Origin of the sequence: Rhizobium sp. WYCCWR10014 (genome assembly GCF_001657485.1) — a bacterium.
Classification (GTDB): Bacteria; Pseudomonadota; Alphaproteobacteria; order Rhizobiales; family Rhizobiaceae; genus Rhizobium.
In genome coordinates this window covers 153,854-179,288 of the sequence record NZ_LXFU01000035.1, presented here as the reverse complement: position 1 = coordinate 179,288, position 25,435 = coordinate 153,854, and the positions used below count along the sequence as shown (strand labels likewise).

Annotated in this window: 21 protein-coding genes; 11 read left to right on the top strand and 10 right to left on the bottom strand. The window is 62.5% G+C overall.

Going from position 1 to position 25,435, the window contains the following annotated elements; all coding sequences use genetic code 11:
- Positions 1-10 precede the first annotated feature (10 nt).
- The 5 genes from glgC to A6U98_RS15135 all read left to right on the top strand — a co-directional run bounded on the left by glgC (position 11) and on the right by A6U98_RS15135 (position 6,925).
- Positions 11-1,273: a glucose-1-phosphate adenylyltransferase gene (gene glgC, locus A6U98_RS15155; protein ID WP_012758982.1), complete on the top strand. Its 1,263-nt coding sequence runs from the start codon at positions 11-13 to the stop codon at positions 1,271-1,273.
- A 3-nt stretch (positions 1,274-1,276) separates the two neighbouring features.
- Entirely contained in the window at positions 1,277-2,719 is a 1,443-nt protein-coding gene (gene glgA, locus A6U98_RS15150) for a glycogen synthase GlgA (RefSeq protein ID WP_064651054.1), read from the top strand.
- A gap of 6 nt (positions 2,720-2,725) precedes the next feature.
- The gene (locus A6U98_RS15145; protein WP_064651052.1) at positions 2,726-4,357 is read left to right on the top strand and encodes an alpha-D-glucose phosphate-specific phosphoglucomutase; all 1,632 of its coding nucleotides are present in this window, start codon (positions 2,726-2,728) and stop codon (positions 4,355-4,357) included.
- A 12-nt stretch (positions 4,358-4,369) separates the two neighbouring features.
- Positions 4,370-6,346 carry a glycogen debranching protein GlgX gene (gene glgX / locus A6U98_RS15140; RefSeq protein WP_064651050.1) on the top strand — a complete coding sequence of 659 codons (1,977 nt, stop codon included), beginning with the start codon at positions 4,370-4,372 and terminating at the stop codon, positions 6,344-6,346.
- A gap of 90 nt (positions 6,347-6,436) precedes the next feature.
- Positions 6,437-6,925, top strand: coding sequence for a MaoC family dehydratase (locus tag A6U98_RS15135; protein WP_027667785.1), 489 nt, complete (start codon positions 6,437-6,439; stop codon positions 6,923-6,925).
- 15 nt (positions 6,926-6,940) lie between these two features.
- On the opposite strand, the gene A6U98_RS15130 is transcribed toward A6U98_RS15135, so the two are convergent.
- From A6U98_RS15130 to A6U98_RS15105, 6 genes are read right to left on the bottom strand one after another with little or no spacing between them, the layout of a single operon-like run.
- Positions 6,941-7,339, bottom strand: a complete 399-nt coding sequence (locus A6U98_RS15130) for a VOC family protein (protein WP_064651048.1) — start codon at positions 7,337-7,339, stop codon at positions 6,941-6,943.
- A 45-nt stretch (positions 7,340-7,384) separates the two neighbouring features.
- Complete coding sequence (locus A6U98_RS15125; protein WP_064651046.1) at positions 7,385-7,933, bottom strand: sarcosine oxidase subunit gamma; 549 nt, start codon at positions 7,931-7,933, stop codon at positions 7,385-7,387.
- Entirely contained in the window at positions 7,926-10,919 is a 2,994-nt protein-coding gene (locus A6U98_RS15120) for a sarcosine oxidase subunit alpha (RefSeq protein ID WP_064651044.1), read from the bottom strand. The genes A6U98_RS15125 and A6U98_RS15120 overlap by 8 nt, the downstream gene beginning before the upstream one ends.
- The gene (locus tag A6U98_RS15115; RefSeq protein ID WP_012758989.1) at positions 10,916-11,257 is read right to left on the bottom strand and encodes a sarcosine oxidase subunit delta; all 342 of its coding nucleotides are present in this window, start codon (positions 11,255-11,257) and stop codon (positions 10,916-10,918) included. The genes A6U98_RS15120 and A6U98_RS15115 overlap by 4 nt, the downstream gene beginning before the upstream one ends.
- A 12-nt stretch (positions 11,258-11,269) precedes the next feature.
- The gene (locus A6U98_RS15110) at positions 11,270-11,671 is read right to left on the bottom strand and encodes a hypothetical protein (RefSeq protein WP_064651042.1); all 402 of its coding nucleotides are present in this window, start codon (positions 11,669-11,671) and stop codon (positions 11,270-11,272) included.
- Positions 11,671-12,924, bottom strand: coding sequence for a sarcosine oxidase subunit beta family protein (locus A6U98_RS15105; protein ID WP_018497539.1), 1,254 nt, complete (start codon positions 12,922-12,924; stop codon positions 11,671-11,673). Before A6U98_RS15105 ends, A6U98_RS15110 begins: the two co-directional genes overlap by 1 nt.
- A 254-nt stretch (positions 12,925-13,178) precedes the next feature.
- On the opposite strand from A6U98_RS15105, the gene A6U98_RS15100 reads away from it, so the two are divergent.
- Positions 13,179-14,231 (top strand): FecR domain-containing protein, encoded by a 1,053-nt coding sequence (locus A6U98_RS15100; protein WP_064651040.1) that lies wholly within the window; start codon positions 13,179-13,181, stop codon positions 14,229-14,231.
- A 5-nt stretch (positions 14,232-14,236) separates the two neighbouring features.
- Here A6U98_RS15100 and A6U98_RS15095 read toward each other — a convergent pair whose 3' ends face one another.
- Entirely contained in the window at positions 14,237-16,408 is a 2,172-nt protein-coding gene (locus A6U98_RS15095) for an adenylate/guanylate cyclase domain-containing protein (protein ID WP_064651038.1), read from the bottom strand.
- A gap of 287 nt (positions 16,409-16,695) precedes the next feature.
- On the opposite strand from A6U98_RS15095, the gene A6U98_RS15090 reads away from it, so the two are divergent.
- The 5 genes from A6U98_RS15090 (at position 16,696) to A6U98_RS15070 (ending at position 22,383) form a co-directional block, all read left to right on the top strand.
- On the top strand, positions 16,696-18,297 hold the full coding sequence (locus A6U98_RS15090) for an adenylate/guanylate cyclase domain-containing protein (protein WP_064651035.1): 1,602 nt from the start codon (positions 16,696-16,698) through the stop codon (positions 18,295-18,297).
- A 179-nt stretch (positions 18,298-18,476) separates the two neighbouring features.
- Positions 18,477-18,689 carry a 30S ribosomal protein S21 gene (gene rpsU / locus A6U98_RS15085; protein WP_003585885.1) on the top strand — a complete coding sequence of 71 codons (213 nt, stop codon included), beginning with the start codon at positions 18,477-18,479 and terminating at the stop codon, positions 18,687-18,689.
- Between the two features lie 134 nt (positions 18,690-18,823).
- On the top strand, positions 18,824-19,693 hold the full coding sequence (locus A6U98_RS15080; RefSeq protein WP_064651033.1) for a tetratricopeptide repeat protein: 870 nt from the start codon (positions 18,824-18,826) through the stop codon (positions 19,691-19,693).
- Positions 19,694-20,133: 440 nt separating this feature from the next.
- The gene (locus A6U98_RS15075) at positions 20,134-21,786 is read left to right on the top strand and encodes a sensor histidine kinase (protein WP_064651031.1); all 1,653 of its coding nucleotides are present in this window, start codon (positions 20,134-20,136) and stop codon (positions 21,784-21,786) included.
- Between the two features lie 114 nt (positions 21,787-21,900).
- Positions 21,901-22,383 carry a DUF992 domain-containing protein gene (locus A6U98_RS15070; protein ID WP_064651029.1) on the top strand — a complete coding sequence of 161 codons (483 nt, stop codon included), beginning with the start codon at positions 21,901-21,903 and terminating at the stop codon, positions 22,381-22,383.
- An 86-nt stretch (positions 22,384-22,469) separates the two neighbouring features.
- On the opposite strand, the gene A6U98_RS15065 is transcribed toward A6U98_RS15070, so the two are convergent.
- The 3 genes from A6U98_RS15065 to A6U98_RS15055 are packed head-to-tail and all read right to left on the bottom strand — an operon-like array spanning position 22,470 to position 25,418.
- A complete protein-coding gene (locus tag A6U98_RS15065) occupies positions 22,470-23,864 on the bottom strand; it encodes an NAD(P)(+) transhydrogenase (Re/Si-specific) subunit beta (protein WP_064651027.1) in 1,395 nt (464 codons plus the stop codon).
- A gap of 7 nt (positions 23,865-23,871) precedes the next feature.
- Complete coding sequence (locus tag A6U98_RS15060) at positions 23,872-24,270, bottom strand: proton-translocating transhydrogenase family protein (protein WP_064651025.1); 399 nt, start codon at positions 24,268-24,270, stop codon at positions 23,872-23,874.
- Positions 24,270-25,418 (bottom strand): Re/Si-specific NAD(P)(+) transhydrogenase subunit alpha, encoded by a 1,149-nt coding sequence (locus A6U98_RS15055; protein WP_064651023.1) that lies wholly within the window; start codon positions 25,416-25,418, stop codon positions 24,270-24,272. The genes A6U98_RS15060 and A6U98_RS15055 overlap by 1 nt, the downstream gene beginning before the upstream one ends.
- Positions 25,419-25,435: the final 17 nt, after the last annotated feature.

Genomic DNA, 25,435 nt, shown 5'->3' with positions numbered 1-25,435 from the left:
GGAGGAGAAAATGGTAGAAAAGCGCGTTCAGCCACTTGCCCGCGATGCAATGGCTTATGTCCTGGCAGGCGGTAGGGGAAGCCGTCTCAAGGAACTCACCGACCGGCGTGCCAAGCCGGCCGTCTATTTTGGCGGCAAGGCCCGCATCATCGATTTCGCCCTGTCGAACGCCCTGAATTCCGGCATCCGCCGCATCGGCGTCGCCACGCAATACAAGGCGCATTCGCTGATCCGCCACATGCAGCGCGGCTGGAACTTCTTCCGCCCCGAGCGCAACGAAAGCTTCGATATTCTGCCCGCCAGCCAGCGCGTCTCCGAGACGCAATGGTATGAAGGCACGGCCGACGCCGTCTATCAGAACATCGACATCATCCAGGATTACGGCGTCGAATACATGGTCATTCTTGCCGGCGACCACGTCTACAAGATGGACTATGAATGGATGCTGCAGCAGCACGTCGATTCCGGCGCCGACGTCACCATCGGCTGCCTGGAAGTGCCGCGCATGGAAGCAGTCGGCTTCGGCGTCATGCATGTCAACGAGAAGGATGAGATCATCGCCTTCGTCGAGAAACCGGCCGATCCGCCGCCCATTCCCGACAAGCCGGATTTCGCCCTCGCCTCGATGGGCATCTACGTCTTCCACACCAAGTTCCTGCTCGATGCGCTGCGCCGCGACGCCGCCGACCCGACCTCGAGCCGCGACTTCGGCAAGGACATCATCCCCTATATCGTCAAGAACGGTAAGGCGGTCGCCCACCGCTTCGCCAAGTCCTGCGTCCGTTCCGATTTCGAGCACGAGCCCTATTGGCGCGACGTCGGCACGATCGACGCCTATTGGCAGGCCAATATCGACCTGACGGCAATCGTTCCGGAGCTCGATATCTACGACAAGTCCTGGCCGATCTGGACCTATGCCGAGATCACCCCGCCGGCGAAATTCGTCCATGACGACGAGGATCGCCGCGGCTCGGCCACCTCCTCCGTTGTGTCAGGCGATTGCATCATCTCGGGCGCCATGCTCAACAACAGCCTGCTCTTCACCGGCGTCAGGGCCAACTCCTTCTCCAAGTTGGAAGGAGCGGTCGTCCTGCCGAACGTGAAGGTCGGACGGCGCGCGCAGCTCAAGAATGTGGTGATCGACCATGGTGTCGTCATTCCGGAAGGTCTGGTCGTCGGCGAGGATCCCGAGCTCGATGCCAAGCGCTTCCGGCGGACGGAAAGCGGCATCTGCCTGATCACGCAACCGATGATCGACAAGCTGGATATCTGACTTATGAAAGTTCTTTCGGTTTCGTCCGAAGTCTTCCCTTTGATCAAGACAGGGGGTCTGGCCGATGTGTCCGGCGCCCTGCCGATTGCTCTGAAAGCCTTCGGGGTCGAGACCAAGACCCTTCTGCCCGGCTATCCCGCCGTCATGAAGGTCATTCGCGACCCCGTCGTCAGGCTCGAATTCCCCGACCTGCTTGGTGAGCGGGCGACCGTGCTGGAGGTTGAGCACGAGGGCCTCGATCTGCTCATCCTCGATGCGCCGGCCTATTACGACAGGCCGGGCGGGCCCTATCTCGATCCGCTCGGCAAGGACTATCCGGACAACTGGCGTCGTTTCGCCGCCCTGTCGCTTGCCGCCTCCGAGATCGCCGCCGGCCTGCTGCCCGGCTGGCGGCCCGATCTCGTCCACACCCACGACTGGCAGGCGGCGCTGACGTCGGTCTATATGCGCTATTACCCGACGCCGGAACTGCCGAGCGTGCTGACCATCCACAACATTGCCTTCCAGGGCCAGTTCGGTTCCGAGATCTTTCCCGGCCTGCGCCTGCCTGCCCATGCCTTCGCCACCGAAAGCATCGAATATTATGGCACTATCGGCTTCCTCAAGGGCGGCCTCAAGACCGCGCATGCGATCACGACCGTCAGCCCCACCTATGCCGATGAGATCCTGACGTCGGAATTCGGCATGGGGCTCGAGGGCGTCATCGCCAGCCGCGCCGACGATCTGCACGGCATCGTCAACGGCATCGACACCGATATCTGGAACCCGGCAACCGATCCTGTCGTCCACACCCATTATGGCCAGACGACGCTGAAGAACCGCGAGGAGAACCGGCGTTCGATCGCCGAATTCTTCGGTCTCGACAATGACGCCGCCCCGATCTTCTGCGTCATCAGCCGTCTCACCTGGCAGAAGGGCATGGATATCGTCGCCAACGTCGCCGATGAGATCGTCGCCATGGGCGGCAAGCTCGTCGTGCTCGGCTCCGGCGAAGCCGCCCTTGAAGGCGCGCTGCTCGCCTCCGCCAGCCGCCACCCCGGCCGCATCGGCGTTTCGATCGGTTATAACGAGCCGATGTCGCACCTGATGCAGGCCGGCTGCGATGCGATCATCATCCCCTCGCGGTTCGAACCCTGCGGCCTGACCCAGCTTTACGGCCTGCGTTACGGCTGCGTACCGATCGTCGCCCGCACCGGCGGGTTGAACGACACCGTGATCGACGCCAATCACGCCGCACTTGCAGCGAAAGTCGCAACCGGCATACAATTTGCCCCCGTGACCGAAACAGGCATGCTACAGGCAATCCGCCGTGCGATGCATTTTTATCAGGACCGAAAACTCTGGACCCAATTGCAAAAGCAGGGCATGAAATCGGATGTCTCCTGGGAGAAGAGCGCCGAACGCTACGCTGCCCTCTATTCAAGCCTCGTCTCGAAAGGCATGTGACCTAAAATGATCAAGTCCGTCCCCACCACGCCCTATCTGGACCAGAAACCCGGCACGTCGGGCCTGCGTAAGAAGGTTCCGGTCTTCCAACAGCCGAACTATGCGGAGAACTTCATCCAGTCGATCTTCGATTCGCTGGAAGGCTATCAGGGCAAGTGCCTCGTCATCGGCGGCGACGGACGCTACTACAATCGCGAGGTCATCCAGAAGGCGGTCAAGATGGCCGCCGCCAATGGCTTCGGCAAGGTCATGGTCGGCAAGGGCGGTATCCTGTCGACGCCGGCCGCTTCCCACATCATCCGCAAATACAAGGCTTTCGGCGGCATCATCCTCTCCGCCAGCCACAATCCCGGCGGCCCGACCGAAGACTTCGGCATCAAATACAACATCAACAATGGCGGCCCGGCGCCGGAAAAGATCACCGACGCGATCTATGCGCGCTCGAAGACGATCGACAGCTACAAGATCGCCGATTTCGCCGACGTCAATCTCGATCGCATCGGCAAGGACGAGCTTCCCGGCGGCACGATCCTCTCGGTCATCGACCCGGTCGAGGACTATGCTGCGCTGATGGAAGAGCTGTTTGATTTCGGCGCCATCCGCAACCTGATCAGCCTCGGCTTCCGCATTGCCTTTGATGGGATGAGCGCTGTCACCGGCCCCTATGCCAAGGAAATCTTCGAAAATCGTCTCGGCGCTCCCTCGGGTTCGGTGCGCAATTTCATGCCGCTGCCGGATTTCGGCGGCCATCATCCGGACCCGAACCCGGTTCACTGCAAGGAACTCTTCGATGAGATGATGGGCGATGACGCGCCCGATTTCGGCGCCGCCTCCGACGGCGACGGCGACCGCAATCTGATTATCGGCCGCGGCATCTTCGTCACGCCTTCCGACAGCCTGGCGATCCTTGCCGCCAACGCCAATCTCGCGCCCGGCTATTCCGGCGGCCTTGCCGGCATCGCTCGCTCGATGCCGACATCAGGCGCTGCCGACCGCGTCGCCGAAAAGCGCGGCATCGGCATGTATGAAACGCCGACCGGCTGGAAGTTCTTCGGCAACCTGCTCGACGCCGGCATGGCGACGATCTGCGGTGAGGAAAGCTCCGGCACGGGGTCCAGTCACGTCCGCGAAAAGGATGGCCTCTGGGCCGTGCTGTTGTGGCTGAACATTCTTGCCGTGCGCGGCGAGAGCGTCGCCGATATCGTCACCCAGCACTGGCAGACCTACGGCCGCAACTATTATTCACGCCATGATTATGAAGGCCTCGACACCGATGCCGCAAACGGCCTGGTGGACAATCTCCGCAACCAGCTTTCCACCCTGCCCGGCAAGAGCTTCGGCAACCTGAAGGTCGAGAAGGCCGACGACTTCGCCTATCACGACCCGATCGACAAATCGGTGAGCGAACATCAGGGTATCCGCGTGCTCTTCGAGGGCGGCTCCCGCGTCGTCTTCCGCCTGTCCGGCACCGGCACGTCTGGCGCAACCTTGCGTGTCTATATCGAACGCTACGAGCCGGATTCGACTCGCCACAACATCGAAACGCAGGAAGCGCTGGCCGATCTGATCGCGGCCGCCGAAAGCATAGCCAGCATTCGTGAACGCACGGGACGCGACGCGCCAACCGTGATCACCTGATCCGGGGGGAATATGCGCGGGAACAGTTCGGCGCAAGCCGGCGCGATCGTCTTCGAGACCGGCGTCGAATTTGCCGTGTGGTCGCATCATGCCGCGCAGATCGAACTCTGCCTCTTCGAGGATGACGGCAACAGGGAGTTTGCGCGCCTGCCGATGGCGCGCGACAGCAACCACATCCATCGTCTGTTTGTCGACGGACTGAAGGCGGGCGCGCGCTACGGCTATCGCGCCGACGGTATCTATGCGCCCGATAACGGCCTCTGGTACGATCCTTCCAAACTGCTGATCGATCCCTACGCCAAGGAGATCGACAGGCCGTTCCGCTACGATCCCCGCCTCGGCATCTATGGCGAGGACAGCCAGGATCTGATGCCGAAGGCGATCGTCACCACCGATACCCGAGCCGCGATCCGCAAGCCGCTGTTCAAGCCGGGCGGCTTTATCTATGAGGTGGCGGTGCGGCCCTTCACCATTCTCCACCCCGACGTGCCGGAGGCTGAGCGTGGCACGGTCGCAGCGCTTGCCCATCCCTCCGTCGTCGCGCATCTGAAGCGGATCGGTGTCGATGCCGTCGAACTGATGCCGATCACTGCCTGGATCGACGAACGCCATTTGCCGCCGCTCGGCCTCACCAACGGCTGGGGCTACAACCCAGTCGCCTTCATGGCGCTCGATCCGCGGCTCGTCCCCGGCGGCATGACGGAACTGCGCGAGACGGTCGCGGCCCTCCATGCCGAAGGTATCGCCGTCATCCTCGACCTCGTCTTCAACCATACCGGCGAGAGCGACCGTTACGGCGCGACGCTGTCGCTGCGCGGCCTCGACAACCTGCATTATTATCGCCACGCCCAGAATTGCCCGGGCGAACTCGTCAACGACACAGGCACCGGCAACACGCTCGCCTGCGATCATCCTGAGGTCCGCCGCCTCGTCATCGACAGCCTGCGCCATTTCGTGTTCAACGCCGGCGTCGACGGTTTTCGCTTCGATCTCGCCCCGGTGCTCGGCCGCACCGCGACGGGCTTTGAACGCGCCGGAACCCTGGCCGCGATCCTCTCCGACGATGTGCTGGCCGATCGGATCATGATCGCCGAACCCTGGGATATCGGACCGGGCGGTTACCAGCTCGGCAATTTCCCGCTGCCCTTCCTTGAATGGAACGACCGGGTTCGCGACGACCTGCGCTGCTACTGGCGCGGCGACGATTGGAAGACCGGCGCGCTGGCAACCGCACTCGCCGGCTCCTCCGACATCTTCTCCCGCAACGACGGCAAGGAAACGCGCAGCGTCAATTTCCTCGCCGCCCATGACGGCTTCACGCTGATCGATCTCGTTTCCTACGCCGGAAAGCACAACGACGCCAACGGCGAACACAATCGTGACGGCCACAACGAGAACCACTCCTGGAACAACGGCGTCGAGGGGGAAACCGTCTATCCGACGATCCGCAAGCGTCGCCGGGACGATGTGATGGCGCTGATATCAACGCTCTTTGCCACCCGCGGCAGCATCATGCTGACGGCAGGCGACGAGGGCGGCCGCAGCCAGCACGGCAACAACAACGCCTATTGCCAGGACAACGAGATCACCTGGCTGGACTGGAAGGCGTTGGACGCGGGTCTCATCGCCCATACCGCCTTCGTTGCAGGGCTGCGTCGCCGTTTCACCGTCTTTTCCGAAATGGGCTTCCTGGCGGGAAATGGCGATGTCGAATGGATTTCGCTTTCCGGCGAGCCGATGACCGTTGCCGAATGGGAGACGCCGTCGCTTTCCACCCTCGGCATGCTGTTATCGACCGGCGACCGCTCCGCGCGCGGCAGGCAGACCCGGCTTGGCGTGCTTTTCAACCGCTCGGGGAGCCGCCAATTTTTCACGCTTCCGTCTAAGGGCGAACCGGGCTGGCGCCAGTTGACGCCGGATGGCGCAAAGAAAACCGGTGACCACGCAACCGTCGAGCCGCGCTCCGTCGCCTTTTTCGTAGAAAATTGACAGCCTCCCCTCCCTCACCCAAATCCTTGTCGCAATCGTCACAAATGCACGATAAGGCTTTGCCGCAGCGGCTTGTTTCACGAGGAATTCATGGTCACGGAAATTTCACTCTCCGACGTGCGGGGATTGATCGGCATGGAAACGGGCCTTTCGGATTGGGTCACCGTCGACCAGACGATGATCGACGCCTTCGCGTCGGCGACCGACGACCATCAGTTCATCCACGTCGATCCTGAGCGCGCGGCGGCCGAGAGCCCCTTCGGCGGCACCATCGCCCATGGCTTCCTGACCCTGTCTCTGCTGTCGACGATGAACTACAATTGCCTGCCGAAAGTGCGCGAGCAGACCCTCGGCATCAATTACGGCTTCGACCGGGTCCGCTTCATGACGCCGGTGAAAAGCGGCGCCCGCGTCCGTGGCCGCTTCCTGCTCTCCGAAGCCCGCTTCCGCGGCGCCGGCATGCTGATGACCACCTATGACGTCACGATCGAGATCGAAAACGAGAAGAAGCCGGCGCTGACGGCAAAATGGATCACCATCATCCAATTCGACCCGAAGGACCGTCCCGAGGACGTTTGAGCAAAACTGCTTTTGTTACTCGGCCGAATTGAACACGGCTTCGAGAGCATATCCGTCGGGATCCATGACGAACGCCGCATAATAGTGCTCACCATAATGAGGCCGCAGGCCGGGACGGCCATTGTCACTGCCGCCTTGCGCGATTGCCGCCGCATAAAACTGATCGACTGCCTGGCGGCTCGGCGCGGCAAACGCCAGATGAAAACCCGGGCTGGGCGGGCACTGGCCGTCCGGGCGATGCTTGATCGCCAGTTTATCCCCGCCGCCGGGGGGGCCGTAACCGACTGCCTGCCCTGTTTGTCCGGGCCTGATATCCTCCCAGACCCTGATATAACCGAGCGCGGCAAGGGCAGCATCGTAAAATGCCGCCGACCGCTCGATATCGGAAACGCCGAGGGAGGCATGATGCAGCATTCGCTTACCCTCTTGAATGGGCGCACGCGCGCGATTCGCTGAGGCTCAGTGCCCCGCGTCTTCAGCCGCCTCGTTCAGCAGCCCGAAGACATAATCCGAAAACGACCGCCAGCACTCCACCCGGAACGTGTCTTCTTCCGTACGGAAAAGCACGATCTCCGCCTTGCCGAAAACGGTGCGCGATGCAGCGCCGACCGGAAAGGAAGAAAGCGACAGATCCTGCGGGCAGCCGGCCGAAAGCGTCGCCTCGGCACCCGGTCCCGAGACGATGATCGCGACATTTCGGTGGGAAACGTCGGTCGCCGAATGCAGCGTGCCGGCGCCGGAAAGTGCTGCCATCAGATCGGCGCCGGCCTCGTCGATCACCAGCCACTCGTCCGGGCCAATCCAGAGCGCCGATCGGGCGCCGGCCCGGCCGGATGTCTTCGGGGCATCCGGCAACGGCAGACCGAGAGCAGAGGAAAGTGCCGCGAGCGATTCCGCCGGCGCGCGCAGCGCCACCCGGCTGGCAGTGGGCGCGGTCGTAAGCCGCACCGCTGCGGAGCCGCCGAGACGTCCGGCAAGCGCCGGTTTGCGAATTGCGACATCAGCCATGGATGCGGCCCCCTTCCTTGTCAAAGAATACCAGATCCGTCACTTCGACGGCGATCGTCCGGTCCGGCATCGGCACATAGAGCGTCTCGCCCATCCGCGCCCGGCCGCCGGCGACGAGCGCGAAGGCGATCGACCGGCCGCAATTTTCCGACCAATAGGCTGATGTGACGTGACCGAGCATGGTCATCGGCTTCGGCTCGTTCGGGCTCGCGACGATCTGCGCGCCTTCTTCGAGCACCAGCTTCGGGTCTTTGGTGACGAGGCCGACGAGCTGTTTGCGCCCGTCCTTGACGAGATCCGGCCGCCTCAGCCCGCGAATGCCGACGAAGTCCGTCTTTTTCTTCGAAACCGCCCAGGAAAGCCCGGCGTCATCGGGAGTCACGGTCCCATCCGTATCCTGCCCGACGATGATGTAACCCTTCTCGGCGCGAAGAATGTGCATCGTCTCCGTGCCGTAGACGCAGGCGCCGAGCGGTTCGGCATTGGCCCAGACCGCTTCCAGCACCGACTGGCCGTAATCGGCCGGCACATTGATTTCGAAGCCGGTTTCGCCGGTGAATGAGACGCGGAAGAGCCGCGCCGGCACGCCGCAGACCGTGCACTCGGCAACGCTCATATGCGGGAATGCCTCGTTCGAAAGATCGAGGCCTTCGACCAGCGGCGCGACGATCTCGCGCGCCTTCGGCCCCTGCACGGCGATGACAGCCCATTGTTCGGTCACCGAGGTCAGCCAGACCTTCAGATGCGGGAATTCCGTCTGCAGGTAATCTTCCATGTGATGGAGAACACGCGGCGCGCCGCCGGTCGTCGTCGTCACATGGAAACGGTCGTCCGCCAGGCGTCCGACGACGCCGTCGTCATAAACGAAGCCGTCCTCGCGGGTCATGATGCCGTAGCGGGCCTTGCCGGGCTTCAGCGTATCCCAGGCATTGGTGTAGATGAGGTTGAGGAATTCCGCCGCATCCGGCCCCACCACCTCGATCTTGCCGAGCGTCGAGGCGTCGAAGATACCGGCCGCCTCGCGTGCCGTCCGGCATTCGCGAGCCACCGCCTGGTGCATGGTCTCCCCGGCCTGCGGATAGAACCAGGCACGCTTCCAGTTGCCGACATCCTCGAAGACCGCGCCATGGGCTTCTTCCCAGCCGTGCAGCGGCGTCTTGCGCGTCGGATCGAACAGCTCTCCGCGTGAATGACCAATCAGCGTACCATAGGTGACCGGCGTATAGGGCGCACGGAAGGTGGTGAGCCCGACCTGTGGGATTTCCTTGCCGAGCATTTCGGCGGCAATCGCCAGGCCATGCATGTTGGAGAGCTTGCCCTGGTCCGAGGCCATGCCGTTGGTCGTGAAGCGCTTGATATGCTCGATCGAATGCATGCCCTCGCGCACGGCAAGGCGGATATCCTTGGCGCAGACGTCATGCTGGAAGTCGATGAAGGCCTTGGCGTTGGTCTTCGGCCCGGCGCCTTCCGCAGCGCCGATCATGCCGCCCGTCCAGTCATAGGCCTGCTCGGCCGAAATTGCGATCTTCTCGCCACTGCTTCTGCCGGTGGCCTGCGCCATCAGCTCGCCGGCGGCGAGCGATTCCTCGATCGTCCGCTGCAGGTCGTCGGTGCCGTTGCAGGCGCCGACCGAGAGGCAGTCCTCCGCATAGGAGCCGGGCAGGAAACGCTGGCTTTCGGCATCGAAGGCCACTTTGCCGCGTGACTGCGAGAAGAGATGGACAGACGGCGTCCAACCGGCTGAAACCAAGAGCGCATCGACCGCGATCTTGCGTGGCGAACCGCCGCCGTTGCGCGCCACCGTCATCGACGAGATGCGCAGCCGCCCCGACGTGTTAACGACCGATTGGCCGGCCAGAACATCGATGCCGAGCGCCCGCGCCTCCTCCAGCACCGCCGCTCCCGGCGTCTGCCTGCAATCGACGATGGCGGCGATCGAAACACCGGATCGTTTCAGGTCGAAAGCAGCCTCATAGGCCGAGTCATGCGCCGTGTAGATGCCGACCTTGGCCCCGACGGCAACGCCGTAATGATTGAGATACATCCGCCCCGCAGAGGCGAGCATGATGCCCGGCCGGTCGTTGTTCGGAAATACCATGTGCCGTTCGATCGCGCCGGTGGCAAGGATCACCCGCTTCGCCCGAACCTGCCAAAGCCGCTCGCGCGGCAGGTCGCGGGAAGGCTTGGCAATATGATCGGTAACGCGCTCGGCAAGACCGACGAAATTATGGTTGTAATAGCCAAAGGCGGTCGTGCGGACCAGCACCTCGACATTGTCCATCGCCTTCAGCCGCGCCACGGCCTTCTGTGCCCAGCTATTGCCGTCCTGTCCGTCGATCTTCACCCCTACATCGTAGCGCAACGCGCCGCCGGCTTCCGCCTGCTCGTCGCAAAGGATCACCCGCGCGCCAGTCTCGGCCGCAGCCAGCGCCGCTGAAAGCCCGGCAACACCGGCGCCGACCACCAGCACGTCGCAATGGGCATAGCGGCTGGCATAATGGTCCGGATCCTCCTCCGTCGGGGCGACGCCGAGGCCGGCGGCACGACGGATGAGCGGTTCGTAGACGTGTTTCCAGGCGGCGCGCGGCCACATGAAGGTCTTGTAGTAGAAGCCGGCGGCGAAGAACGGCGACATCAAATTGTTGACCGCGCCGACATCGAAGGCAAGCGATGGCCAGCGGTTCTGCGAGCTGACGATCATGCCGTCGAAGACTTCCTGCACGGTGGCGCGCACGTTCGGCTGCTTGCGCGCCGTATCGCGGGAAACGTCGATCAGCGCGTTCGGCTCTTCGGCCCCTGCCGACAGAATACCGCGGGCCCGGTGATATTTGAACGAACGTCCCAGAAGATGCACGCCGTTGGCGATCAGCGCCGAGGCGACGGTATCACCTTCGAGCGCCGTGTAGCTCTTGCCGTCGAAGCTGAAGCGCGCGGTCCGGGCCGGTGTCAGGCGCCCCTTGCCGGCGATACGGTTCACGCCGCTCATTGCGCCTCTCCTTCCACGGCTTCATATGTCTCGACAGGCCCATGCTGCTTGGCCGCCGCACCGATCTCAGGCTTTGGTTCCCCCGCCTTGTAGGTCATGATGAACTTGTCGCTCACCGTATCGCGCGCCGCGTTGAAGAAGCGCCCGCAGCCGTGAATATGCCGCCAGCGTTCGAAGATCAGCCCCTTCGGATTGTCGCGGATAAAGAAATAAGACTCGAATTCCTCGTCCGAAATCGAGGCGATATCGGCGGGCCGCGCGATATGCGCGTCACCTGCGCCACGGAATTCGAGCTCGGAGCGCTCTTCCTGACAGTAGGGGCAATAGATCAGCAGCATGTGTTACCCGTCTTAGAGTTCCGACCCGGAAACATTGGTTCCGGGAGGTTGATTGCAGAGACGCTTTCCCATCGTCACGTAGGGGACGAGGCGCTTGAGAAGCTGTTCGAAATTGTCATAGGGCTCCAGCACATCGGTCATGCCGATATTCGCAAAAGCCATCTTGGCGATATCGTTATCGATCACGAAGGCACGTCCCGGCGCTCCGCCGACCTCAGGCACGAAATAGACGGCTGGTTGGCGCAGGATCATCGCGCAAAGCAGCGTTCCGCTCTCGGCAACGAAGGGCCATTCGCTTTCGCCGGCAACCCTGTGGATCTTCTGCAGGCGGAAATCCCCGACGCCGGGAAGGACGTCACCGGCCGGTATTGCCGCGCCGCTGATCCCGATCGTCAGGAGAGCCGCCGTCCACATCAGTGTGCCACCGCCGCCGCCGCCGCCTCGTCGATCAGCCGGCCGCTGCGGAAGCGCTCCAGCGTCAGCCCGGCATTGAATTTGTGCGGCTCGTCGCGGGCTATCAGATGCGCGAAGAGATTGGCCGAGCCCGGCGTCGCCTTGAAGCCGCCGGTGCCCCAGCCGCAATTGACGTAAAGCCCGGGAACCGGCGTCTTCGACTGGATCGCCGAACGATCCGGCGTATTGTCGACGATGCCGCCCCATTGCCGCATCATCTTGACGCGCCGGAACATCGGGAAGAGCTCGCAGATAGCGTCGAGCGTGTGCGTGATGATCTGCAGCCCGCCGGTCTGGGAATAGGAATTATACTGATCGGTGCCGGCGCCGATGACGAGCTCTCCCTTGTCGGACTGGGAGATATAGGCATGCACCGTGTTCGACATGACGACGCAGGGAAAGATCGGCTTCAGTGGTTCGGAAACCAGCGCCTGCAGCGGGCTCGATTGCAGCGGCACGCGCACGCCAGCCATCTGCATGACAGTGGTCGTATGGCCGGCCGCCGACACCGCAACCTTCCTGGCGCCGATAAAGCCACGCGAGGTCTCAACCCCGGTCACCCGTCCGTCGGGACCGCGCCGGATACCGGTCACTTCGCAGTTCTGGATGATGTGCACGCCGCGGTCTGAAGCCGCCCGCGCATAACCCCAGGCAACCGCGTCGTGCCGTGCCGTGCCGCCGCGCCGCTGCAGTGCCGCCCCGTTGATCGGGTAGCGCGCACTGGCCGAGATATCGAGCGGCGGACAATAGGCCTTCGCCTGCTCCGGCGTCAGCCATTCATTGTCGATGCCGTAGAGCCGGTTGGCATGGATATGCCGTTTGAAGGACTGCTGGTCGTGAATATTGTGCGAGAGCATCATCACGCCGCGCGGCGAATACATCACATTATAGTTGAGCTCCTGGGAAAGCCCCTCCCAGAGCTTCATCGAATGCTCGTAGATGTGCATGCTCTCTTCATAGAGATAATTCGAGCGGATGATGGTGGTGTTGCGTCCGGTATTGCCGCCGCCGAGCCAACCCTTCTCGATCACCGCCACATTGGTGATGCCGTGCTCCTTGGCGAGATAATAGGCAGCACCCAGCCCGTGGCCGCCGGCACCGATGATGACGACGTCGTATTCGGCGCGTGGCTCAGGCGAAGTCCACTGCTTCTCCCAGCCCTTGTGGCCGCGAAGGGCCTCCCGTGCCACGGCAAAAACCGAATATTTCCGCATCCGCCTTCTTCTCCTTCGGGAAAGGGCTTGTTTTCCGCGCCCATACAAATCGCAAATCCAAATGCGGCACAACGGTTCTTTTGCGACGCGCGAGAGCTTTGGTTTCGACACGCCGAAGAGAATGCTGCTTCAGGCGGAAGACGCAGGCGTCTGCATTTCCGCTTAGCTGCCGGCCCGGCGCTAGCCCAAGAGGGTTAGAAGACAAGCAATTGCTAAAATGCTAACAATCGCCTGTTCCCGGGGGTACGTGTATCATGTGGGGTTGGCGCGCAGGATCAGTCGCGATGCTTTGCATCGCGTTAAACAGCGCATGGCCGGCGCTCGCCGCCGAGCCGGTCGGCCAGGCTGTTGTCATCAAGACGCAGGTGACGGGACAGAGCGGGCCGATCGAGGTCGACACCCGCGTCCATCGCAACGAACGCATCAAGACATCGCAATCGGGGCTTGGCCAATTCGTGTTTCATGACGGCACGAAGCTCGCGGTCGGCTGGGGTTCGTCGGTCGTGATCGACAAATATGTCTTCGATGATTCCCAATCGGTCAAGAAACTCACCATCAGGGCGGCAAAGGGCACATTCCGCTGGGTCAGCGGCAGTTCCAATTCTTCGGCCTACCAGATCCTGACGCCGGCCGGCACGATCGGCGTACGTGGCACCGCTTTCGATTTCTACGTCGGCCCGGATGGCACGACCGCCGTCGTGCTGCTGAATGGTGCTGCCCGTTTCTGCGGTCCAGGCGGCTGCCGGCAGTTGCAGCAGCGCTGCGATTGCGTGGTGGCCAAGCCGAACGGCGATATGTCGGCAGCACGCCGGGTCGATCCCAGCATCCTCGAGACGCTCGGAAATCAGCGCGCCCTCCCTTTCCTCTCCGGCAATCAGCGGCTTGCGGGCGGCATCGGCATGCTCGGCGGCTGCAATATGGCCTCCGTCGCACCGGAAAGAAGGGACAGGAACCGGCCCCCGCCTCCGGCTTTGCCCAATCCACAGAAACAGGATCCGCCGCAAAAACAGGCCGAGCCGCAAAAGGAGCGGCCGAACAAGCCCGACAAGCCGCATCACGAAAAGCCGCATCACGACAGGCCGGATAGGCCCGACAAGCATGACGGGCATAACAAGCCGGACGGTCACGGCCGGCATGACGGTCACGACAGGCCGGGAAATCACGGCCAGAATCACGGGAATGACCGGGACCATCGAGGACACGACCGCGACCATAAAGGAGATCGTGATCACGATAAGGATCGTGATCGAGATCACGACAGGGATCGGAACCACGACAAGGGCCGGGGTTTCAATCGTAACCGCTGACGCCTTCAGTCGGCCGCGCTCTTCTCGAACCCATCAGGCACTTCGCGAAAGTGATCGGTTCTTCCGGAGATCCGCTGATAGAATTCCGCCAAACCGCCGATCACCTGTGCCGCCCTCAGTTTTGCCGTGCCGATAAGCTTGCGGGTGTTCTTCGAATGCGAAAGCAGGGCCCGCATCAGTTGCTGGTGAACGACAACAAGTGCTGCAAACTCGGCAGATGCTGCAACGCGTTCGTCGCCGACGACGGCAAGGATCTGCGTTCGGTTGCTCTTGCCCTTGAGCGGAATGGCGCCGGCCTCGATCAGCGCCATTCCCCGCAGCGACCTTGCCGTGCTGTCGGATATCAGAATATCGAAGCCGACCTCTTTGCAGCATGATTCCAGCCGCGCCGCGGTGTTGACGGCATCACCAACCGCCGAATAGTTGAAGCGCGTCTTGGCGCCCATATTGCCGACGCAGGCAAGGCCGGTGTGGATGCCGATGCCGATCCCGACTTGCTGTCCGGGCCCGAAGCCGAAGGCGTCTCCGGCGTTCAATTCGGCCAGCGTTTCGCGCATGGCAAGTGCTGCGCGAACCGCCTTGGTTCCATGATCGGCCACATCGACGGGCGCATTCCAGAACGCCATGATCGAATCGCCGATGAACTTGTCGAGCGTGCCTTCATTGGCCACCACATGGCGGCTCAGCGCGTCGAGCAACGTGTTCAAGAACGCGACGACATCTGTCGGCGCCAGCCGCTCGCTGATCTCGGTGAAGTTCCTGACATCGACGAACATCACCGTCAGCTCGCGATCGTCGCCGCCGAGGCGCAAAGCATCTGGGGTGTGCTCGATGCGGTGAAGCAGCGATGGAGAAAGATAATGCCCGAAGGCGCGCCGCACCGCGCGCCGCTCCCGGTCGATCACCAGGATCCGGAACGAGGTCGCGGCAAAATGGATGATCGATCCGCTGACGATCGGAGCCAGTGGATCGAAGAGAAGCCCTGCATAAAGAAACGACAGCCAGGACGCCACGAGCGCCATCGCCGTGATCAGCAGGCCGCAGATCAGAGCGACGGCGGGGCTGACGAAGGTCGTCACCACGACGAGCAGGCAGCCGAGCACGGCGATCAGCAGGATTTCCAGTCCGTCCGCCCAGTCGGGCCGCGACAGGAAATGGCCGGAGAGGATCTGCTCGACGGCCTGCGCATGCAGCGAAACGCCGGGAACGTTCTCGCCAAGGGCAGTGACGCGGATGTCCTGCAGGCCGGCCGCCGATGTCCCGACGAAGACGATGCTGCCGGCGACGGCGGCCGCGACCTCGGGAGAGGCCCCTTCGGCCGCAAGCACCTGACCGGCGGATATGTATCGCTCCGCCCGGTCGGGGCTGACATACAGCCAGAGTTCACCCGCCGCCGTCAGCGGCACGACGAAATCCCCGATCTTTGCCGATGTCATGATGCCGGCGCGATCGGGCGCGCCCGATAGCACATAGGTCGATGCTCCCTGCGCGACGCGAAGAGCTTCTATCGCGAGATTGGGATAGAGCTGCTCGCCGTCCGTCAGGAACAGCGGCACCGCCCGCACCACCGGCGAGGGATTGCCGGGGTTGAGGCTGATATGGCCGAGCCCCGCCGCATTGGCCTCCAATTGCGGTCTGAGCGGCGTCGAGGCGCCGAGATAGGGCGGAGCCGAGACGGGGCTTTCGCCGGTGAAGGCAAAGCCCGCCTTGACCGGCGGCCGGTAATTGCCCTCATTGGACAGACCGAAGCCGAGCACGACGGGCTTATCGGCAATCGAATGGGCGAATATCTCGTCATTGTCGGGCAGCTTCTCGGCCAAGGAAGGATCCACACCGGCAACGTCGCGCACAACATTGCGCGGCGACAGCCGGTCCGGCTCGGCGAAGAGAACATCGAAGGCAATGGCTGAGGCACCCATCCCCGAAAGCCGGTCCACCAGCAGAGCCATCCGGTCCCGCGGCCACGGCCACTGGCCGAATTCGCGCAACGACGTCTCGTCGATGTCGATCACGCGGACGGGCATCGGCTCGAAGGTCCTGGGAACCAGCCGCTGATACTCGTCGAAGGTCACGCCGCGGATCAACTTGAAGATCCCGGGATCACTTGCTCGAAGAATCGTAAGCGCAGTCACGATCGCCAGGCCGAGAACGACACCGATTTGCTGTGCGCGCGTCATGATCTCACCGGGTGTCCCCTCCCACGGCCGGCAGGGCGACCCGCACCTGCCGGCAGACAGGCTACGCCGCTTTCGTTCCAAACGCCATTCGCAGATGCAGTCAGGAGCGCTGTCTTTTCAGGCTCCCGCATGTCATTTTCCGGCGGACGGCGGGGAACCGTCTTCAATCAGGCCACGCCTCTAGTTTCGGCCAGGCTTTTGCCTGGATGACAAGGCTTCGACCTTGCCCAGCGCGCGGCGAAATGTTCTTGTAACGATCGAAAATCGGATGCTTTTTCGAGAGAAGAATGAAGGTCGCCGTGATTTCCGAAACCGCCGCACGCCGCAGCGGCTATTGGCTGATTGTCGTCGTGCTGGCAATGCTCGCAGGGCTGCCGCTTGCCGTCTGGCTTGATATCAGCGATCTCTCGGGGAATACCCTGCGCCGCCAGGCGCGCGACATGAGCTCGCTGATATCGAGCATCCGCTCCTATTATTCCACGAATGTCGTGGGGCGCGTTCTGGCTGCCCATGCCAGCGGCGCGACCGGAGGCACGGTCGTCTCTCACACTTACGCAAATATCCCCGGCGCCATCCCGCTGCCGGCCACGCTGTCCCTGGAACTCGGCGACGTCATCAAGGAGCAGCAGGCCAATATCACCTACCGTTTCGTCTCCGACCTGCCGTTCAAGAGCCGCGCATCCCACGAGCTCGACGATTTCGAGAGACAAGCGATCGCCGCGTTGCGCGCCAATCCGCAGCAGACTCTGAACGATCTCACCCGCGTCCGATTGACCGATACCTTGCGGTTCATCACCCCCGTCGTCATGGGCCAGGCCTGCGTTGCCTGTCACAATACCCACCCGGAAAGTCCGAAGACCGATTGGAAGGTGGGCGATGTGCGCGGCATTCAGGAAGTCATCATCCGGCAGCCCTTTGCGAGCAACGTCTTCGCCTTCAAATACCTGCTTTGCTATTTTCTTTTCGTCGCCATCATCGGCATCAGCTTCATTGTGCTTCAGCGGCAGCAGGCCCGCGCCATCCATAGCGCCAACCAGGATCTGGAAGCAGCGAACGAATTCCTCGCCAGCGTTTCCATGAAGATTTCGCGCTATCTCTCACCGCAGATCTACAAGAGCATCTTCTCCGGGCAGAAGGACGTCGTCGTCCATACCGAGCGCAAGCGCCTGACGATCTTCTTCTCCGACATCAAGGACTTCACGGCAACGACCGAGCGCCTGCAGCCGGAAGCCCTGACGGAGATGCTCAACGAATATCTGACCGAGATGTCGAACATTGCCCTGGAGCACGGCGGCACGGTGGACAAGTTCATCGGCGACGCGATGCTGGTCTTCTTCGGCGATCCCGAAACCAAGGGGCCGGAGGAAGACGCGAAAGCATGTCTGCGCATGGCCGTCGACATGCAGCGCCGTCTCGGCGAACTCAAGGACAGATGGCGCAGAAACGGCACCGAAGAGCCTTTCGTCGTCCGCATGGGAATTAACAGCGGTTATTGCAACGTCGGCAATTTCGGCAGCAGCGACCGCATGGACTATACGATCATCGGAGCGGAGGCCAATCTCGCAGCTCGGCTGCAATCGATCGCCCAGGGAGGAGAGATCGTCATCAGCTACGAAACCTATGCGCTGGTGAACGAAATCGTCGATGCTCATCCCCTTCCGCCGATCACGATGAAGGGCATACAGCGCGAGATCGTGCCCTATGGGGTGGATGGGCTGACACTCGGTGCGGATCACAAGAGCCGCGTTCTGAGCGAGCACCTCTCCGGCCTCGACCTGCACCTGGATATGAGCCGGCTGGAGCCTGCCGATCGCCTAAGGGTGAGGACCGCTCTCAACGAGGCAATCGCCGCGCTGGATGAAGCTGCGCCCGAACCGGCCGGATCATGACCGGCTATCAGGCGAAGCGTGATTTTTCCGCCCGCCTCCCATATCCCGTCTAGACTTCCCGTACCCGATCTGCTATTTCGCATCACCAATCGCAAGGCTCCGGCCGCGCGAACGTTATTGTTTTGCCTCTGGCCGCTGCGCCGCCTCCGGCATCAACCAACCAAAGGAACGTGATTCTCGTGCAGGTACTTGTCCGCGATAACAATGTTGATCAGGCTCTCCGCGCTCTCAAGAAGAAGATGCAGCGCGAAGGCATTTTCCGCGAAATGAAGATGCGCGACTACTACGAGAAGCCGTCGCAGAAGCGTGCTCGCGAGAAGGCCGAGGCTGTTCGTCGCGTTCGCAAGCTGGCCCGCAAGCGCGCCCAGCGCGAAGGTCTGGTCGCACGCTGAGCGTTTCCGTCGTTTTTTCGACGTTTTCAGATGCATTGTGGCGGGGGCGATGGGTTCGCCGCCGCCTTTTTAGTTTGCCGCTGAAGATCGCATATCCGCGCACCGGATATGCCGTATGGGGAAAGCGAGCCCGAATGGCTGTCAACACCTTCAATCCGTCCCGCGCTTTGCGCTTGCAGAAAACGGCACTCCTGCCCGCTCTGGCGTTGGCGGCAATATTCGGCCTCGCCGGCTGCGAGACGACCAATACCACGGATGCCGTCATCCGCATCGACAAGGCGCAGGGTTCGGAAGAGAATATCGCCTCGCTGACGGCGGTCATCAACGCCAATCCGAGGGATCCCGAAGGTTACAACGTCCGTGGTTCCGCCTATGGCCGCGCCGGCCAGTTCCGCCCGGCGCTGAACGATTTCAACACGGCACTGCAGATCAATCCGCGGTTTTTCCAGGCTTACGCCAACCGCGCTCTCGTCTATCGCAATATGGGCCAGCAGGCCCAGGCGATTGCCGATTACAATGCCGCCCTGCAGATCAATCCGAGCTACGACGTCGCCTATATCGGCCGCGGCAATGTCTATCGCATGGCCGGCCAGGACGACCAGGCTTTCAACGATTTCGACAAGGCTATCCAGCTCGGCACCACCGATGGCCGCGCCTATCACAATCGTGGTCTGATCTATCAGAAGCGCAATCAGCAGGATAAGGCGATCGACGATTTCTCGAAAGCGATCTCGCTCGCGCCGAATTCGGCCGAACCCTATAATGGCCGCGGCATTTCCTATATCGCGCTGAACGACGACGACAACGCCTTTGCCGATTTCAACCATGCGATCGAGCTTAACGGCAACATCGCCGAATCCTGGGCCAACCAGGCGCTCGTCTACGAACGCCGTGGCGACAAGGCGAAGGCTGCCCGCTCCTATCGCCACGCGATCGGCCTCGATCCGAAGTACCAGCCGGCTCGTGACGGCCTTGCTCGCGTCGGCGTTGCCCCAGCCGGCTAAGAACATCATTGGGCGGCCCGAAGCATCGGTGGCAGCAACCGCCTCTTGCGCCGCCCATCGGGGCTGCGGCCAAGTATCTGATGGTTCAAACGAATCTTCCCGCCGTTAGATATCATCGAGGTGATATCGTGCCATGCCGGGCGAAGGAAACGACGCTGCCGCAAACCGGCCGTACCGCCTTGCAAAGAGAAGCCGAAAAAGCGCCCGTCGTCGTCGATGGGCTGCCATAGTGTGTTGCAACCTGCTCTTGCTCCCCCTAACATGGACCTGCTTCGATAGCCCGCTATCGAGCGGTCGAACACGTTTGGGGGCGGTTTGCGAGACATGCGGATCTGTGCTTTCCTGGCCGCAAGCGAAACCCGTTGCGGGCCACGCGCATTACAGCGCCGCGCGTCTTTTCAGACGCGCAAAGGACGCTGTAACACTTTGAATTGCGACAGATGAAGATCGTCGCGCTGTTCTTTCCGAAAGCCTCGATCGGAACCTACCTCGTCGCTATGGCCGTGGCGATCGCACTGCCGATCTTCGCCTTTGTGACGCTGCTTCTGCTGCAGCTGGAGGACAACCAGCGCTCGGCGTTGAGGCGCGAGACGGCCCAGGATGCGCTCGCCCTTTCGCGCATCATCGACCGCCAGCTTCAGGATATGGCAACAACGCTGCGGCTGCTTTCGAGTTCGCCGGAGCTGGAAAACGGCAATCTCGCCTCCTTCCATGAGCGCACCGAAACGGCCCTCAGAGACAATACGCTTTTCGTCATCGCCGTCGACCGCAGCGGCCAGCAGTTGCTGAACACGCGTCGGGCGTTCGGCACGCCGCTCGGCCAGACGGCGAATATCCCCGCCCTCGAGGCGGTCATGGCGTCCGGTCGCATCGAAGCGTCCGACGTCTTTCGCGGCCGAACCAGTGGCGAATGGGTCTATAACGTCACCCTGCCGCGAAAGAACGATCCTGTCGCCGCCCTCATCATTACCCAGAATGCCACTGATCTGCGCAAGCTCGTGACCACCGAGGGTCTTGCCTCCGGCTGGTCGGCCGCCGTCATCGACGAGAGCGGCCACGTCGTCGCGGCGACCGGTCCTGCCAATCTCGAACCCGGCACGCCCTTCGATCCGCGCATTCTGCCGGCGCTCATCGCGCCCCGCGGCGTCTTCCAGGACGAGACGATCCTGCCGCACATGCTCCTCGGTTATGCTCAGATTCCCGGCTGGTCGTGGAAGACGGTGATCTGGGGACCGATCGCTCAGGCTTCGATCCTTAGCACCTGGCGTTTCCTCATCATCGGCGGCGTGGCACTTGTGCTCGTCGCCGTGCTGGGCGCCTATGCCGTCGCAAGACAGGTGCGCACTACCATTCGCGATATCGCCGACATGGCGAACCGCATGGGCGAAGGCCATATCGTTTCACCGGTCGAGACCAGCGTCATCGAGGCGAACCAGGTGGCGATTGCCCTTTCGAATGCCTCTTTCGATCGTAGCCAGACCGAAGACAGGCTGCGTTTCGTCATGCATGAACTCGTCCACCGCACCAAGAATCTTCTGACGCTTGCCCAGGCAATGATGCGCCAGCTCGCCAAGCAGTCCGACAGCGTCGAGAGCTTCCGCGCCGCCGTCGCCGACCGCCTCGAGGGATTAGTGCGTTCGATCGAGCTCCTGACCAGCGAACAATGGGGAGGCGTGTCGCTGCGGCGTGTCGTTGACATCCATTTGCACGCGTTCCCGCAATCGCGCGAACAGATCGACATCAGCGGCGAAGACTTCGTACTGAAACCGGATGCAGTGCAGAATCTCGGCCTCGCCTTGCATGAACTCGCCACCAATTCGGTGAAATACGGTGCGCTCTCCGTACCGCAGGGCCGTGTCCGCTTCGAATGGCGCGACGTCAGCGCGGAGGACAAGCCGGATGCCCTGCTCCGCTTCATCTGGGAAGAGCGCGGCGGCCCGCCGGTCACCGAGCCATCGCGCTCGGGCTTCGGAACGACCGTTATCAAGGCTCATGCCGCCTCCGCCTTCCGCGGCACGGTCGAGATCGATTTCCGGCCCGAAGGCCTGTTATGGGTGCTGACGGCGCAGCGCGCCACATTGGAGCGGGACTAGAGCGCCGCGCGTCTCTTCAGACGCGCTAAGGACGCTCTATCACTTTGAATCTGCGCCCCGGAACAATCGCTACCTCCACCCGTTTCGGACAGGTCGTTCCAAAGGAGAAAGACCATGTTCAAGCAAACGATGATCGCAGCCGCGGCACTGACAGCCGCTGCCTGGGCGAGCCCGGCGGGCGCGGAAAACTATGTCACGCTTGGCCGTCTGGTTTGTGGATCGGATGGCGGCCAGGGTCTGATCGTCACCTCACAGAAGAACCTTATCTGCACCTATACGTCGGCGGCCGGCGGCACCAAGGCGGTCTATGCCGGCAAAATCGAAAAATTCGGCCTCGATATCGGCCAGACCGGCAAGAGCGTCATGATCTGGCAGGTGCTGGCAAAGACCGGCACGGATATTCCGCAATTCGCCCTTGCCGGCGAATATTACGGGATCGGTGCCGATGCGAGCATCGGTGCAGGAGCCGGCGCCAAGGTTATCGCCGGCGGCAATAACAAGGCCTTCATGCTGCAGCCGTTGAACGTCCAGGCTCAGGAAGGCCTGAACCTGGCGATCGGCGTCGAAAAGATGACACTCGTGCCGGGAGAGACCTGACGAAGCGGCCGGCCAGCCAGGGCAGACGGCAGTGGCCTGCCGCATGTATCAAACAGCCGCCCGAAGGGCGGCTGTATCTGCGTCGATCAGTGCGCGATCGCCTTGTTGATATCCTCGGTCATCTTCCTCGCGTCCCCCAGCAGCATCATCGTGCCGTCCTTGTAGAACAGCGTGTTGTCGATACCGGCATAACCCGAGCCGAGCGAGCGCTTGACGAAGAGGCAGGTCTTTGCCCGGTCGACATCGAGGATCGGCATGCCGTAGATCGGCGAGGTTTTGTCGTCGCGCGCCGCCGGATTGGTGACGTCGTTTGCACCGATGACATAGGCGACGTCGGCCTGGGCGAATTCCGAGTTGATATCCTCGAGCTCGAAAACCTCGTCATAGGGAACATTCGCTTCGGCGAGCAACACGTTCATGTGCCCGGGCATACGGCCTGCGACCGGATGGATCGCATATTTCACCTCGACGCCATTTTTCTTGAGATTGTCGGCCAGTTCACGCAGCGCATGCTGGGCTTGGGCGACCGCCATGCCATATCCCGGCACGATGATGACCTTCGATGCATTGGCCATCAGATAGGCCGCGTCCTCGGCAGAGCCGAGCTTGACCGTCCTGTCTGATGTGTCGGATCCGCCGGACGCCGTCTCGCCGCCGAAACCACCGAGGATGACGGAGACGAAGGAACGGTTCATACCCTTGCACATGATGTAGGAAAGGATCGCGCCGGAGGAACCGACGAGCGCGCCTGTGATGATCAGCGCCAGATTGCCGAGCGTGAAGCCGATGCCGGCCGCAGCCCAGCCTGAATAGGAGTTCAGCATCGACACGACGACGGGCATATCGGCCCCGCCGATCGGCACGATCAACAGGACGCCGAGCGCCAGCGACAGCGCGACGACCGCCCAGAAGTCGAAATGGCTTTCGGTGGCGGCAAGCCCGATGATGAAGAGCACGATCAGCACCAGCAGGCTCGCATTGATCACATGCCGGTAGGGCAGCAGGATCGGCTTGCCGGACATGCGTCCGTCGAGCTTCAGGAAGGCGATGATCGAACCCGTGAAGGTCAGCGCTCCGATCGCCACGCCGAGCGCCATCTCGATGCGCGCCTCGGTGTGGATGTGACCGATCTCGCCGATGCCGAAGGAAGCAGGCGTGTAGAGCGCCGAAGCCGCGACCAGCACGGCGGCAAGGCCGACCAGCGAATGGAAACCGGCGACGAGCTGCGGCATCGAGGTCATGGGGATGGTGCGGGCGACATAGGCGCCGACGCTGCCGCCGATGGCAAGGCCAAGGACGATCAGCACGAAACCGCCGAAATTCGGCGTCGCCAGCACCAGCGTCGTCAGGATCGCGATCCCCATGCCGATCATGCCGTAGAGATTGCCCTTGCGGCTGGTGGCCGGATGCGACAGGCCGCGCAGCGCCAGGATGAAGAGCACGCCGGAGACGAGGTAGAGGAAGGCTGCGATATTGGTCATCGGTCCCTTACCTGTCCTTCTTGCGGTACATCGAAAGCATCCGCTGCGTGACGAGGAAGCCGCCGAAGATGTTCACCGAGACGAGTACGAGGGCGACGAAACCGAAGCCGGTCGCAAGCCCGCTGGTCGAGATGCCGACCGCCAGAAGCGCGCCGACGACGATGACGGAGGAGATCGCATTGGTGACGGCCATCAGCGGCGTATGCAGTGCCGGCGTCACCGACCACACGACGTAATAGCCGACGAAGATCGACAATACGAAGATGGCGAGCTGGAAAACGAAGGGATCGATCGCCCCGCCGGTCGCAGCACTTGCCGCTTCCGGTGCCTGGGCCGCCGCCGTGACGACGGCGGTCACCGCCTGGTCAAGCTGCTCCAGCGCTCTGTCCATTGCTTCACTGGCCATCAGATGTCCCCCTTCTTCGCGCCGCCGAAGGCGGGATGAACCACATCGCCGGCATAGGTCAGCATCGTCGCCTTGACGAGTTCGTCGTCGAGATTGACGACAACGCTCCGGGTTTCCTTGTTGACCATGGTCTCGAGGAAGGTGACGAGGTTCTTGGCGTAGAGCGCCGAAGCGCTGGCCGCAACCCGACCTGGCATGTTGGCGAAACCGATCACCCTGACGCCTTCGACATCGGCGATCTCGCCGGGGACGACACCCTCGATATTGCCGCCGCGCTCGACCGCAAGGTCGACGGCGACCGCACCTGATTTCATCGAGGCGAGCATGGCGCGCGAAACGAGGCGCGGCGCCGCACGACCGGGGATCAGCGCGGTGGTGATGACGATGTCCTGCTTGGCAATGTGTTCGGCAACCAGAGCCGCCTGTTTCGCCTGATAGTCGGCGGACATTTCCTTGGCATAGCCGCCGGCCGTTTCCGCCGCCTTGAACTCTTCGTCCTCGACAGCGATGAACTTGGCGCCGAGCGAGGCGACCTGCTCCTTGGCGGCGGGGCGAACGTCGGTGGCCGAGACCGCCGCGCCGAGGCGGCGCGCAGTCGCGATCGCCTGAAGACCGGCGACGCCGGCGCCCATGACGAAGACCTTGGCAGCCGGCACGGTGCCGGCGGCCGTCATCATCATCGGCATGGCGCGGTCATAGGCCGCCGCTGCCTCGATGACGGCTTGGTAACCGGCGAGATTGGCCTGGGACGACAGCACGTCCATGGACTGGGCGCGGGTAATGCGCGGCATCAGTTCCATCGCGAAAGCCGAAAGCCCGGCACTTGCCAGTGCCGCGATCGCTTCGTCATTGCCGTAGGGATCCATGATGGCGATGATCACGGCGCCGCTTTTATAGCCGGAGATATCCGATCCGCTGGGACGGCGCACCTTTAGCACCACGTCGGCGGAGGCTGCATCTGCAAAACTGCCGATCCTGGCGCCCGCTGCCTCGAACTCCCCGTCCGGAATGCGCGAAGCCGCACCGGCACCGGCTTCGACGACGATGTCGAAGCCGAAACTCTTCATTTTCTTCACGGTCTCGGCGGAGGCGGCGACGCGCGTCTCCTCACTCGTGTTTTCCCTTGCAACGAAAACGATATTGCCCAACTGCCCCCTCCTCCGGG